Below are 13,220 nucleotides of genomic sequence, written 5' to 3' on the forward strand. Positions count from 1 at the left end.
GTCCGACCATGCACCCGGGCGGTGCCGTTCGGCAACGGCGAACGCGGCGTTTCCTGCGCGACGCCTGCCGGGAACGGACGAAAGCGTGCATATTGCACCGCAACGCATTCGGACAATGGGATCACGCATCATGCAGCTGACCGGCATCCACCACCTGACGGCGATCACCGCCGACGCCCCCGGCAACAACCGCTTCTATACCCAGACGCTCGGGTTGCGGCGGGTCAAGAAGACGGTGAACCAGGACGACACCTCGGCCTATCACCTGTTCTTCGCGGACGGGGCGGGCAGCCCCGGTACCGACATCACCTTCTTCGACTGGCCCGCCCCGCCCGAACGGCGCGGCACCAACGCGATCACCCGCACCGGGATGCGCGTCGCCGAATCCAGCCTGGATTACTGGGCCGACCGGCTGGGCGGCAGCATCGTCACGCTGGACGGTCGCCCCACGCTGGACACCGAGGACCCCGAGGGTCAGCGCCTGCGCCTGGTCGCGGCACCCCACCCCGCGGGCCAGCCCTGGGACCGCAGCCCGGTTCCGGCGGAACACCAGATCCACGGGCTGGGGCCGATCACCATCTCGGTCCACGACCTTGGCCCGACCGAGGCGGTGCTGACGCAGGTGATGAACATGCGCAAGGTGCGCGACTATGCCAGCCCCGACGGCAGCGGCCATGTCCATGTCTTCGAGATGGGCGAGGGCGGCGCCGCGTCCGAACTGCATGTCGCGGTCCAGCCCGAACTGCCGCAGGCGCGCCAGGGCGCGGGCGGTGTCCACCACGTCGCCTTCCGCGTGCCCGACCAGGCCGCGCTGACCGAGTGGACGCAGCGCGTCGGCCGCTTCCGCGTCCCCAATTCCGGCGAGGTCGAGCGCTTCTACTTCCGCTCGCTCTATTTCCGTGAACCGGGCGGCAACCTGTTCGAGCTGGCGACCGACGGCCCGGGCTTCGACGTGGACGAACCCCACGAGACGATGGGCGAGGCCCTGTCGCTGCCGCCCTTCCTGGAAGGCAAGCGCGACCGGATCGAGGCCGGGCTGAAGCCCCTTGCCTGACCTGCACGCCCCCCGGGGACGGCCATGGACCGGCTGAGCGCCGACCGCATGTTCGTCGAGGTCGCGCGCCGCGGCAGCTTCTCGGCTGCCGCGGCGCGTCTCGGCTGTTCGGCGGGGCAGGCATCGAAGCTGGTCTCGGCGCTCGAGGCGCGGCTGGGCGTGCGCCTGCTGATCCGCACCACCCGCGCCGTCAGCCTGACCCCCGAGGGCGAGGAATACCTGCCGCGCATCGCCGCCATCCTCGACCAGATGACCGAGCTGGACGACCGGCTGCGCAGCAATGACGGCCAGCCGCGCGGCCTGTTGCGGCTGACCGCGCCCCTGACCTTCGGCACCGTGCAGCTGATGCCCGCGCTGGCCGATTTCGCGCGCGCCCATCCCGCGATCCGCCTGGACGTGGATTTCACCGACAGCATCGTCAGCCTGGCCGAGGGCGGCTTCGACGCGGCGATCCGCGTGGGCCAGCCACGCGACAGTGCGATGGTCGCCCACCCCCTGGGCGTGATGACCGTCGGCGCCGTCGCCTCGCCCGCCTATCTGGACGCGCGCGGGACGCCCCGCACGCCCGACGCGCTGGAGGGGCACGACTTCATCACCGACATGAACTTCGTCCGCCCCGACGACTGGACCTTCGGCGAGGGGGGCGATGCGGTCACCATCCGCGCGACGGGCCGGCTGCGGTTCTCGAATGCCGAGGCCTGCGTCACGGCGGCGATCGCAGGGCTGGGCATCACCCGCGTGCCGGATTTCATCGCGGCGCCGCATCTTCGGGACGGCAGGCTGGTGCAGGTGCTGGGCGATTTCCATCAGGGGCAGTCGCCGGTCATGGCGCTGGCGGCGCAGGGGCGGCACATCCCGTCGCGGCTGCGCCTGCTGATCCGGTTCCTTCAGGACCGGTGGGGGCCGGGTCACGGCTGGGCCGATTGATTCCGAAACGGAAGCAATCATCTTCCAAAAGACCGGATTATCGCCGCCGCCGCAACATGCGATCTTCGCCTCGATGATGACCACCCGCACGAGGTTTATGATGCTTGCGACCCTGAATTCCCGCCTTCACGCCCCCGAAACAGCCGCGCTGATCCTGCGCGTGGCGATGGGCATCCTGTTCTTCGCCCATGGCTGGGTGAAGCTGACCGTCTTCACGCCCGCGGGCACGGCGGGCTATTTCGCCTCGCTCGGGCTGCCGGGGGGGCTGGCCTATCTGACCATCGCCGCCGAGCTGCTGGGCGGGATCGCCCTGATCGTCGGCTGGCAGGTGCGGCTGGTGTCGCTGGCGCTGGTGCCCGTGATGCTGGGCGCGCTGTTCTTCGGCCATGCGCATGCGGGCTTCATGTTCAGCAACGAGGGCGGCGGCTGGGAATACCCCGCCTTCTGGACCGTCGCGCTACTGGTCCAGGCCATGATCGGCGCGGGCAAGCCCGCCATCGGCCATGACTGATCGGCGCGGCATCGCCCGCGTCGTCCTGCGGGTGCGCGATGCCGGAACGGTCGGCGCGTTCTATCGCGATGCGATCGGCCTGCACCCTATGGGGGCGGGCCGGTTCGGGGATGGCAGCAGCGTCCTGGTCGAGCTGATCGACGACCCCGCGGCCACCCCGCGCGATCCGCAGGCGGCGGGCCTGTTCCACACCGCGATCCTGCTGCCGGACCGGGCCGATCTGGGCGCATGGGGGACCCATGCCGCGCGGTCGGGGCTGCAGCTGACGGGGGCATCTGATCATGGCGTCTCCGAGGCGATCTATCTGAACGACCCCGAGGGCAACGGGATCGAGATCTATCGCGACAGGCCGGCTGCCGAGTGGATCCGCGATGGCGACCGGGTCGAGATGTTCACCCGCAGGCTGGACCTGACCGATCTTGCACGCGCGGCCCATGGCGACTGGGTCGGCGTCCCGCGCGGCACGGTCGTGGGCCATGTGCACCTGCAGGTCGGCGATCTTCCGGCGGCGGCGGGGTTCATGACCGGCGACCTGGGCCTGACACGGACCTTCGCGGCGGGTGGCGGCGAATGGTTCGGCTGGGACGGCTATCACCACCACCTGGCCGTCAATACCTGGAACAGCGCCGGGGCCGGTCCGCGCGATGCGCGGATGGCGGGGCTGGAAAGGATCGTACTGAATGGCGTCGCCATCGATGCGCAGGACCCCTGGGGCACGCGCTTCAGCGGCGAATGAAGACGGGCCCCGGCAGCGATGCCGGGGCCCTTTGCGTCAACCGGGCAGCCAATCGGTCGCAAGATCCAGGTCCGCCTGCGTGATCTCGTGGCCCGCATCCAGAACCTCGGCCCGAAGGTCGGCACCGTTGGCGGCCAGCCATTCGTTCAGCGCGGACGCGTGGGTGCCATAGGGGTCGCGCGCCCCCTGCAGGGTCAGGACGCGGCTGCCCGACAGGTCGGTCGCGGGCGGATCCTCCAGCGCCAGCATGGGACGGATCAGCACGGCCCGGTGGATCAGCCCCGGATGCAACGCCATCACCGCGCCCGCGAAATTCGCGCCGTTGCTGTAGCCCAGCACCGTCATGCGCGCCGGATCCAGGTCATAGGCCCGGATCGCGCCATCCCAGAATGCGGCGAAGGCGCGGGCCTCGGCGCGGATGTCGTCCTGGTCGAACCGCGCCATCGACAGGCGGCGAAAGAACCGGGTCACGCCCTCGTCGGTGGAACGCCCGCGCAGGCCCAGCAGCGTTGCGCGGGGGGCGATGCGATGGGCCAGCGGCATCAGGTCGGTCTCGGACCCGCCGGTGCCGTGCAGCAGGACGATGGTGCTGCCATCGGGATCGTCGGGCCGATGGATGCGGTGGACGAAGGGCAGGTCGCGCATGGGAATCCTCCTGTCGCCCGGGCGGGCGAATTGCGGCAGTTGCAGCCGAAGCTGCAGGTCGTCGGTGACATGCGGCGGGACCATCAGGGTCCGGCCAAGCGCGTCGGCAGGCTCGTCCACGGTCATGCCGGGACCGTCGGTCGCGAACTCGATCAGCGCGCCCCCCGGTTCGCGGACATAGGCCGAACTGAAATAGCGCCGGTCGTGCATCGTGGTCCCGCCCAGCCTTGCGGCATGGGCGTCCAGCGCCGCCGCGTCGGGCACGCGCAGGGCGACGTGGTCGATGACGCCCGTACCGGGAATACCCGCCACGAAGCCCCGCGTATCGCGGATGTCCAGGACCCCCGCATCGGCGGCAAGGCGCGTCACGGCGCCTTCGCGACCGACGGGGCGGAACCCGGCGGGGGCCAGCCAGTCGATGGTGGCATCGGCATCCTCGGACCAGATCGTCGCGCCGAAGATGCGCGCGGGCGGCGCGGGCCAGCCCGCATCGGGCGCATCCGTGCCCACCAGCCTGACCGTGATCCCGTCGGGATCGCGCAGCCGCAGGACGGGGTCGCCGAACTCGTGCAGCGGCCCCTCGATGCGGATGCCGCGCTGCATGGCGCGGGTCAGCCAGTCGCCGATGCGCCGGCGCGGGATGGCCAGCGCGATCTCGGTCGGCTGGCCATGGCCCACGCGCCCCGCCGACCCGTCCTGCCAGACGAGGAAGCTGACAAGCGTGCCGGGCGATCCCGCCGCGTCGCCATAGAACAGGTGCAGCTGGCGGGCATCCTCGAAGCCAGCGGTCTGCTTGACCAGCGCCAGCCCCAGAAAGCCCATCCAGAAATCGACATTCGCCTGCACGTCGCGCGTGATGGCGGTGATGTGGTGAAGTCCTGTCGTCATCGCGGACCTCCTTTCCCCGCGAATGTGCCAGCGCGGGTCGTTCCCCGCCACTGAACGCATACGCAACCCGGCGTTCGCGCAGGCCGAACGCCCTGGCGCTTGTCCCGCATGCGATTCGCGCCCACCCTTGCTGCAACACAACGGAGGAACGCAGATGAGCTGGAACCCCGCACTGACCCCCGGCTGCCCCGACATGGTCGGTCCCGACGCCATCGAGACGCTGATCATCCCCCGCGCCCGCGACCTTGGCGGCTTCGAGGTGCGCCGCGCCCTGCCCGCCCCTCGCCGGCAGATGGTCGGGCCCTTCATCTTCTTCGACCAGATGGGCCCGGCCGAGTTCCTGACCGGCCACGGCATCGACGTGCGCCCGCATCCCCATATCGGGCTGGGCACGGTGACATATCTCTATCGCGGGGATTTCCACCACCGCGACAGCGTGGGCTCGGACCAGGTGATCACCCCCGGCGCGGTCAACTGGATGGTGGCCGGGCGCGGCGTGACGCATTCCGAACGCAGCAGCAGCGCGACGCGCGACGGGCCCAGCAGCCTGTTCGGCATCCAGACCTGGATCGCCCTGCCCGAATCCCACGAGGACATGGCCCCCAGCTTCGAGCATCACGGCAAGGACAGCCTGCCCGTCATCCGCGACCAGGGCATCGAGGCCCGCCTGATCCTCGGCCGCGCCTATGGCGAGACGGCGCCGGTGACGATGTATTCCGACACCTTCTACCTGGACGTTGTGCTGGGCGCGCGGGCACGGTTCCCCCTGCCCCGCGACCACGAGGATCGCGGCATCTACGTCACCGAAGGCTCGATCACGGTCGCCGGGCAGGAATTCGAGGCGGGCCGGATGATGGTCTTCCGCCCCGGCGACGAGATCACCGTGGCCGCAGGCGATCGCGGCGCGCGGCTGATGGCCCTGGGCGGCGAGACGCTGAACGGTCCGCGCCACATCTGGTGGAACTTCGTCGCATCCTCGCGCGAGAGGATCGAGGAGGCGAAACGCGAATGGGCCGCCGGACGTTGGGGAGAGGGGCTGTTCGACCTGCCCACCGGCGACCGCGACGAATTCATCCCCCTGCCCTGACACGGGCGCGACCCGATGCGACAAGGAACGGCGACATGACCAAGACCCCGCAGGATGTTCTGGATTTCTGGTTCGACCCGGCCATGTGGCCGTGGTGGTTCAAGAAATCCGACCAGGTCGATGCCCGTATCGCCGACCTGTTCGGCCCCACCTACGAGGCCGCCCATGCGGGCCAGCTGGACCACTGGCGCGACGACCCCCAGGGCGCGCTGGCGCTGGCCATCGTGCTGGACCAGTTCCCGCGCAACATGTTCCGGGGCAGCGGGCGCGCCTTCGAATCGAACGACCATGCGCTGGCGGTGGCCCGCCACGCGCTGGACCGGGGCCATGACGCGCAGACCGACCCCGACGCGCGGCAGTTCTTCTACCTGCCCTTCATGCATTCCGAGGACCTGGCGGACCAGACCCGCTCGGTCGCGCTGTACGAGGACCTGGGCAACGCCCATTCGCTGCATTTCGCCCGAGAGCATCGTGACATCGTTGCCCGGTTCGGTCGCTTTCCGCATCGCAACGCGGCACTGGGACGACAGACCACCGAGGAAGAGGCCGAGTTCCTGAAGCACCATTCGGGGTTCTGACTTGCGGGGCCGCGCGCCCCGCCCTAGCCTGCCCGACATGAGCGATCTTCCCTGCTTCTACGCCCCCGAGACCGCCGACCACGACCCGCAGTTCTGGATGCTGCGCGGCGTGCCTTCGCGCAACAAGGAAACCGCCGAGCGCGCCGAGCGCCTGCTGGCCGGGATCGCCGATGCGGGGCTGACCGTGCATCCCGTGCCCCCGACCGACCGCGCCGCGATGCACGAGGTCCATACCGCGCGCTATCTGGAATTCCTGCGCGACGGCTGGGCGGAATGGCAGAAGGCCCCCGGCGCGGGCCCCGAGGTCGTCGCGAACCTGCATCCGCAGAAGGTCGGCCAGACTTATCCCGAAGGGATCACCGGGCGCGCGGGCTGGCACATGGCCGATACGGGCTGCCCCCTGGGTCAGCACACATATGCCGCCGCGCTGCGCGGGGTCGATACCGCGCTGGCCGCGACCGAGGCCGTGCGCAAGGGCGCCCGCGCCGCCTATGCGCTGTGCCGTCCGCCGGGGCATCACGCAGATGCCGATACCGCCGCGGGGCACTGCTTCCTGAACAATTCGGCCATCGCGGCGCAGACGCTGCGCGGCGATCACGACCGGGTTGCGATCCTCGATATCGACGTGCATCACGGCAATGGAACGCAGGCGATCTTCCACGACCGGGCCGATGTGTTCACCGTCTCGATCCATGCCGATCCGTCGAACTTCTATCCCTTCTACCTGGGCCACGCGCACGAGGTCGGGCAGGGCGCGGGCAAGGGCGCGAACCTGAACCTGCCGCTGCCGATCGGATCGGGCGACGAGGACTGGCTGGCCGCGCTGGACCGGGCCCTCGCGCGCATCCGCGACCATGCGCCCGGCGCGCTGGTCGTGGCGCTTGGACTGGATGCCCATGAGAACGACCCCTTCAAGGGCCTGGCCGTCACCACCCCCGGCTTTGCCGAGGCCGCCCGCCGCATCGCCGCGCTGAACCTGCCCTCGGTCATCGTGCAGGAGGGCGGCTATGTGTCGGAGGACCTGACGCGCAACCTGTCATCCTTCCTTCGGGGCTGGATCGGCGTCCGTCAGCCCGTATAAGGGCCTGCGACAGGACGGGGGCATCGCATGCGCATCTGCATCATCAATACCGGCGGAACGATCACCAGCCTGGGGCAGCCGCTGGCCCCCATGCACCCGGCCGATTTCGCCGACGCGATGCGCCGGCTGGTCGAACCGGCGATCCGCGCCACCATTCCCGGCGTCACCCTGCACGTGGACGACACGCTGCGCTTTCCGGGCAGCGGGAACGGCACGCTGGACAGTTCGGGCCTCGTGCCGCGCGACTGGTGCCGGATGGCCGCGCATCTGCTGTCGCTGCATGACGATTACGACGGCTTCGTCATCCTGCACGGCACCGACACGATGGATTATTCGGGCGCGGCGCTGTCGATGCTGCTGGGCGAATGGGACGCGGACGGGATCGCGGTGCAGGCGCTGTCCAAGCCGGTGATCCTCACCGGATCGCAGGTCCCGATCTTCGTCGACTCGGCCGGGGGGGTGGTGCTGAACGCGCTGTCGGACGCGCTTGGCAACGTGGCGGGCGCGATCCGGGCCGCCACCCTGCGCATCCCCGAGGTGGGGCTGTTCTTCGACGGCAGCCTGCTGCGCGGCAATCGCGCGCTCAAGGTCTCGAGCACGGATTTCGCGGCCTTCGACAGCCCGCATCTGCCCCCGCTGGCCCGTGGCGGCATCGGCATCCGCCGCATGGCCGCCGCCCTGCCCGAACCGGCCACGCCCGCACGCGCGCTGGACCCCGCCCGCGCCCTTGCGCGGCTGGACGACACCGCCTGTCGGATCGAGGCGCAGCAGGTCGTCATCCTGCCCGCCATTCCCGCCGGCACGCCCGTCCTTGCCCGCATGATCGACGACGCGCTGGAACGCGGCGCGACGGGCCTGATCGTCGAGGCCTTCGGCGAGGGGAACCTGCCCGAGGGCGACGGCAGCCTGCAACGCGCCCTGTCGCGCGCCGCGCAGACGGGGGTGCCGGTCGTGCTGACCAGCCGCGCCATCGGCGGCGCCGTGGGCGCGCTGCATTACGCCGCGGGCACCTGGATCACCGCGACGGGGGTGATCATGGGCGGCGACATCACCGCCGTCGCGGCGCTGGCCAAGCTGACGGTCCTGCAGGCGCAAGGGCTGCGCGGCGATGCGCTGGCCACGGCCATGCGCCGCGCGCTGGCGGGCGAATGCCACGCGACCGACCGCATGACGGATGCGCTGCATCCCGGCCAGGCGCTGCAGGCCGCCGATTGCGACGCGGAACTGGTGAACGACCCCCGGACCGGCCCCGCCCTGCATCGCGGCGGGCGGGTCGCCTGGCAGGCGCCCGGTCCCGGCACGCTGCGGCTGGCGGGCAGGCTGCTGGTCGTCGGGCATGACGGTCAGGTGCTGTGGTCCGGCCCCGAGACGCCTGCGGGCCACCTTGCGCTGCTGGATGCGCGGGGGCTGGTGCAGATCGATCCGGCGGGCGGGTCCGCGGACCATGTGCTGCTGCCCTGCTGACAGCGGCCGCGCCGCAGGCTAGGCATGAACGAAACGCACGAGGTCCCGATGTCGCAGATTTACGTCCTGAACGGTCCGAACCTGAACCTGCTGGGCCAGCGCCAGCCCGAAATCTATGGCCACGAGACGCTGGCCGATATCGAGGCCCTGTGCCGCGAGGCCGCAGGCCCGCACGAGATCCGGTTCCTGCAGACGAACTGGGAAGGCCAGCTGATCGACTGGATCCACGAGGCCCGCCTGCAGGCCGCGGCCATCGTGATCAACCCCGCCGCGCTGACCCATACCTCGGTCGCGGTGCTGGATGCGCTGAACGCCTTCGACGGCCCCGTGATCGAGGTGCATATCAGCCAGGTCCACAAGCGCGAGGCGTTCCGGCACCATTCCTATGTCTCGCATCGCGCGGATGCGGTGATCGCGGGGATGGGTGTCCACGGCTATGGCGCGGGCGTCGCCCATGCGGTGCGGCTGATCGGCTGATCGGCTGAGGAACGATCGGCCGCCGGTCTGTCCGCAGGGAGGAGGGGTGCGTCAGATCCGGCGGCCTACTTCGCTGGTCCAATCCAGAAGGCCAGGAGGCCCGGAACCGGTGGGTTGAACACTCGAGGTGGCGCGACCTCGTAACCCAAGGTTGCGCCCGTTTTCCCGCCTCGTCACGCATCACCGCATCCTGTCGGGGGCACGGGCGCGATCTGCCGCGCGGGGCGGCAGAAACGCGGCGCGCTGCCTATTCGGTCAGCGCGTCCTGCGCGGCTTCCTGGTCCAGCGCCTTCAGATAGGCCGCCGACCACCAAGCGACGTCCTTCTCCAGCACCACCGACAGCAGCTCCTGATGGCGGGACTTGCGCTCGGCCTTGGACATTCGCATGGCCGAGGCCATCGCGGCGGCGGTCTCGTGGGCGTCATGGGGGTTGATGACCAGCGCCGCGGGCATCTGCTCGACCGCGCCGGCAAAGCGCGACAGGATCAGCACGCCCGGATCCTCGGGGTCCTGGGCCGCGACGAATTCCTTGGCCACCAGGTTCATGCCGTCGGCCAGCGGCGTCACCAGCCCGATGCGCGCCTGCCGGTACAGCCCCGCCAGAACCTGCCGCGGATAGGGGCGGTTGATGAAACGGATCGGCGTCCAGTTCAGCGTGGCGAACTGCCCGTTGATGCGGCCCGCGAGATGCTCGGTCTCCTCGCGGATGTCGTCATAGGCCTGCACGCCGCTGCGCGTGGGCGGGGCGATCTGCAGGAACGAGATCTGCTCGTGCAGGTCCGGGATCTTGTCCAGAAGCTGCTGGAATGCGCGGAAACGCTGCGGGATGCCCTTGGAGTAATCCAGCCGGTCCACGCCGATCATCAGCCGGGCATTGGTCAGGAAGCGGACGCGGTCGGCATCCGGCGCATCGCGCGCCTCCTCGACGAAGGATCGCGCGTCGATGCCGATGGGGAACACCTCGGCGCGCAGGGTCCGTCCGCCAAGGGCGAAGCGGTTCTCGTCCGTCTGCTCCATTCCGGTCATGTGGTGGCCGCTGGCCGCGAAATTGTCCAGGTCGCGGCGCGCCTGGAACCCCACGAGGTCATAGGCCATCATCCAGTCGAACAGCTCGGCCGGGTTGGGCAGGGTCGCGCATTCGGCGGGCGCCGGGAAGGGGATGTGCAGGAAATGCCCGATGGCGTTCCGCACCCCCAGCTTGCGCAGCTCGGCCCCAAGGGCGAACAGCTGGTAATCCTGCACCCAGATGCGGTCGTCGGGGCGCAGATGCGGCACCATCAGCCGCGCGATGCGGGCGCTGACCTTGCGGTATCCGTCCAGATAGACCGGATCCAGATGCGCGAGATCCGCCCGCCCGTGGCAGATGGGCCAGAGGACCGAGTTCGAGAACCCCAGATAGTAGTTGTGGTGATCCTCGGGGGACAGGTCGAAGGACAGGCGGTCGAAGGCCGCGCCGGGATGGTCGATCAGCGCATCGGCGGGATCGTCGACCGGCTCGCCGGAAAAGCCGATCCACAACCCGCCGGAGCTGCGCAGCGCATCGTCCAGCGCCACCACGAGTCCCCCCGACGGATTGTCACCAAGGGGAAGACGGTTCGAGACGACGACAAGCCGGGACATGATGTTCTCTCAGTTCTTCTGCAATGCTTCGTCCAACCAGCCGGCCAGCGCCGAGGGGTCGGGAAGACGGTGGCGGGCGGCGGTCATGCCGTCCCCGATCTTGATGGCAAAACCGCCGCGCGACTGGGCCTCGGCCATGGCGGGTTCGTCGGTCGTGTCGTCGCCCGCGAAGACGGGCATGCGCCCCGCGAAGGGCGGATGCTGCATCAGGCGGGCCATCGCGGTATCCTTGCCCACCCCGCCCGGACGCAGCTCCAGCGCCATCTTGGCAGGTTGCAGCTGCAGGTGGGGATGCTCGGAGGCCAGTGCGGCCATCGCATCCTCGACGAAGCCGCGCAGCGCGGGGTCGGCGCGGTAATGCATGGCGACGCCGTGGGTTTTTTCCTCGACCAGGATGGCGGGATGGGGGGCCGCCAGTTCGCGGGTGCGGGCATGCAGCGCGGGCGCGTCGAAGGGATGTTCGTGCAGCGGCTCCACGTGGCCCGGCCCGGTGGACAGCTCGGACCCGTGGCTGCCCGCGATCCAGCCGTCGAACTCGGGCAGCATCCGGCGCAGGTCGCCCACGTCCCGCCCCGAGATCAGCGCGACCGCGCCCCCCTGTCGGTCGTGCAGCAGCGCAAGCCTGCGCCGCAGCGCGTCGGTGATCACCACCGCATCGGGTCGCGGCGCGATATCCACGAGACAGCCGTCGAAATCGAGGAACAGGGCGGCATCCGCAGGAAGGACTGGGGGCGTCATGTCTGGCCTTTCGTTTCTTGCGAAAGATGAACACGCAGCCCCGGCCTTGGGTTCACCCTGTCGTGACCACAATGCCGCATTGCGGCACCGCGGTCAAAGAAAGGCCGCGGGGATCAGAACTCGACCCCGGCCTGCGCCTTGATCCCGGCCCGGAACGGATGCTTCACCTGGCCCATCTCGGTCACCAGGTCGGCGGCCTCGACCAGGGCCTCGGGGGCGCCGCGCCCGGTCAGCACGACATGGGTCATGGGCGGCTTCTCGGCCGCAAGGAAATCCAGCACCTGCTGCACGTCCAGATAGCCGTAGCGGAAGGCGATGTTGATCTCGTCCAGCAGGACCATGCGGATCTCTGGGTCGCGGATCAGCTCCTGCGCCTTCTGCCAGCCGGCCTCGGCCATGGCGATGTCGCGGGCGCGGTCCTGGGTTTCCCAGGTGAAGCCCTCGCCCATGGCGTGGAACTGGCAGAGATCCGCGAAATGCGTGGTCAGCAGCGTGCGCTCGCCCGTGTCCCACGCACCCTTGATGAACTGCACCACCGCGCAGGGCATTTCATGGGCGATGCAGCGCATGATCATGCCGAAGCCGCTGCTGGACTTGCCCTTGCCGGGGCCGGTATGGACGATGATCAGCCCCTTCTCGCCGGTCTTCGTCTCCATCATGCGGTCGCGGGCGGCCTTCTTCTTGGCCATCTTGGCGCTGTGGCGGGCCTCGGTTTCATCGCTCTGTTCCGTCACGGCCTTGGTCCTTTCGGTTGACATTCGGGGGCGGTCCGGACTTTGGTAAACCCGCGCTGGTTCCCGCCGCAAGGCGGGCGAAGAGGGAATGCGAAGGGCCACCGCCCGAACGCAGCCGCCCCCGCGACCGTGACCGGAGAGGTCGCCCGTTCCACTGGCCCCGTGCCGGGAAGGTGGGCCGACCGTTTGATCCGCAAGCCGGGAGACCTGCCAGCGCCGAACGATCACGGGCGGACGGGGTGTTTTCCGCAACCGGCAGCCGACGGCCATGGGGGCCGTCCTGTTGGCCATGCCCTGCCGCCGCAGCGAAAGGACGGGCCCGCGATGCGCGCCATTCTGCATGTCTGCACCACCTGCCGGGGCACCGACCCGGCGGCAGACCCCGAAGCGCCCCGCCCCGGCGCGACCCTGCACGCCGCCCTGTCCGAGGCACCGCCCGAAGGGGTCGAGGTGCGCGCCGTCGAATGCCTGTCGGCCTGTTCGCAGGGCTGCTCCGTCGCGCTGAATGCCCCGGGCAAGTGGTCCTATGTCTATGGCCGCCTGGGCCCCGAGGATGCCGCCGACATCCGCGAGGGTGCCTCGGCCTATGCCGCGACGCCGGACGGGCTGGTCCCGTGGCGGCAGCGCCCCGTCATCTTCCGCAAGCAGAGCCTTGCCCGCATCCCCCCGCAGGAGTGAT

Annotated in this window: 14 protein-coding genes and 1 riboswitch; of the genes, 10 read left to right on the forward strand and 4 right to left on the reverse strand. The window is 69.9% G+C overall.

Annotated elements, in window-relative coordinates; all coding sequences use genetic code 11:
• Positions 1-115 precede the first annotated feature (115 nt).
• The 4 genes from F804_RS0107070 to F804_RS15895 all read left to right on the forward strand — a co-directional run bounded on the left by F804_RS0107070 (position 116) and on the right by F804_RS15895 (position 3,228).
• Positions 116-1,054 carry a ring-cleaving dioxygenase gene (locus F804_RS0107070; RefSeq protein ID WP_245540329.1) on the forward strand — a complete coding sequence of 313 codons (939 nt, stop codon included), beginning with the start codon at positions 116-118 and terminating at the stop codon, positions 1,052-1,054.
• Positions 1,055-1,078: 24 nt separating this feature from the next.
• Positions 1,079-1,981: a LysR family transcriptional regulator gene (locus F804_RS15890; protein ID WP_022707049.1), complete on the forward strand. Its 903-nt coding sequence runs from the start codon at positions 1,079-1,081 to the stop codon at positions 1,979-1,981.
• A 100-nt stretch (positions 1,982-2,081) separates the two neighbouring features.
• Positions 2,082-2,492 (forward strand): DoxX family protein, encoded by a 411-nt coding sequence (locus F804_RS0107080; RefSeq protein WP_051142320.1) that lies wholly within the window; start codon positions 2,082-2,084, stop codon positions 2,490-2,492.
• A complete protein-coding gene (locus F804_RS15895) occupies positions 2,485-3,228 on the forward strand; it encodes a VOC family protein (protein ID WP_022707051.1) in 744 nt (247 codons plus the stop codon). Before F804_RS0107080 ends, F804_RS15895 begins: the two co-directional genes overlap by 8 nt.
• Before the next feature lie 36 nt (positions 3,229-3,264).
• Here the strand turns inward: F804_RS15895 and F804_RS0107090 are convergent, their stop codons facing one another.
• Complete coding sequence (locus F804_RS0107090; protein WP_022707052.1) at positions 3,265-4,761, reverse strand: VOC family protein; 1,497 nt, start codon at positions 4,759-4,761, stop codon at positions 3,265-3,267.
• Positions 4,762-4,915: 154 nt separating this feature from the next.
• On the opposite strand from F804_RS0107090, the gene F804_RS0107095 reads away from it, so the two are divergent.
• From F804_RS0107095 to F804_RS0107115, 5 genes are read left to right on the forward strand one after another with little or no spacing between them, the layout of a single operon-like run.
• Positions 4,916-5,848, forward strand: coding sequence for a pirin family protein (locus tag F804_RS0107095; protein WP_022707053.1), 933 nt, complete (start codon positions 4,916-4,918; stop codon positions 5,846-5,848).
• Positions 5,849-5,883: 35 nt separating this feature from the next.
• On the forward strand, positions 5,884-6,426 hold the full coding sequence (locus tag F804_RS0107100; protein ID WP_022707054.1) for a DUF924 family protein: 543 nt from the start codon (positions 5,884-5,886) through the stop codon (positions 6,424-6,426).
• Positions 6,427-6,463: 37 nt separating this feature from the next.
• Complete coding sequence (locus F804_RS0107105) at positions 6,464-7,507, forward strand: histone deacetylase family protein (RefSeq protein WP_022707055.1); 1,044 nt, start codon at positions 6,464-6,466, stop codon at positions 7,505-7,507.
• Positions 7,508-7,534: 27 nt separating this feature from the next.
• Positions 7,535-8,971, forward strand: coding sequence for an asparaginase (locus tag F804_RS15900; protein ID WP_022707056.1), 1,437 nt, complete (start codon positions 7,535-7,537; stop codon positions 8,969-8,971).
• A 48-nt stretch (positions 8,972-9,019) separates the two neighbouring features.
• Positions 9,020-9,448 (forward strand): type II 3-dehydroquinate dehydratase, encoded by a 429-nt coding sequence (locus tag F804_RS0107115; RefSeq protein ID WP_028725737.1) that lies wholly within the window; start codon positions 9,020-9,022, stop codon positions 9,446-9,448.
• A gap of 247 nt (positions 9,449-9,695) precedes the next feature.
• Here F804_RS0107115 and F804_RS0107120 read toward each other — a convergent pair whose 3' ends face one another.
• The 3 genes from F804_RS0107120 to cobO form a co-directional block, all read right to left on the reverse strand.
• Positions 9,696-11,069, reverse strand: coding sequence for an alpha,alpha-trehalose-phosphate synthase (UDP-forming) (locus tag F804_RS0107120; protein ID WP_022707058.1), 1,374 nt, complete (start codon positions 11,067-11,069; stop codon positions 9,696-9,698).
• A 9-nt stretch (positions 11,070-11,078) separates the two neighbouring features.
• Positions 11,079-11,807: a trehalose-phosphatase gene (gene otsB / locus F804_RS15905; protein ID WP_022707059.1), complete on the reverse strand. Its 729-nt coding sequence runs from the start codon at positions 11,805-11,807 to the stop codon at positions 11,079-11,081.
• A 113-nt stretch (positions 11,808-11,920) separates the two neighbouring features.
• Entirely contained in the window at positions 11,921-12,565 is a 645-nt protein-coding gene (gene cobO, locus F804_RS0107130) for a cob(I)yrinic acid a,c-diamide adenosyltransferase (RefSeq protein ID WP_040595770.1), read from the reverse strand.
• Between the two features lie 16 nt (positions 12,566-12,581).
• Positions 12,582-12,770, forward strand: a riboswitch (cobalamin riboswitch).
• Between the two features lie 95 nt (positions 12,771-12,865).
• Between cobO and F804_RS0107135 the strand changes: the two genes are divergently transcribed.
• Positions 12,866-13,219, forward strand: coding sequence for a DUF1636 family protein (locus F804_RS0107135; RefSeq protein ID WP_022707061.1), 354 nt, complete (start codon positions 12,866-12,868; stop codon positions 13,217-13,219).
• Position 13,220 lies beyond the last annotated feature (1 nt).

It is taken from the genome of Paracoccus zeaxanthinifaciens ATCC 21588, assembly GCF_000420145.1.
Taxonomy (GTDB): domain Bacteria; phylum Pseudomonadota; class Alphaproteobacteria; order Rhodobacterales; family Rhodobacteraceae; genus Paracoccus; species Paracoccus zeaxanthinifaciens.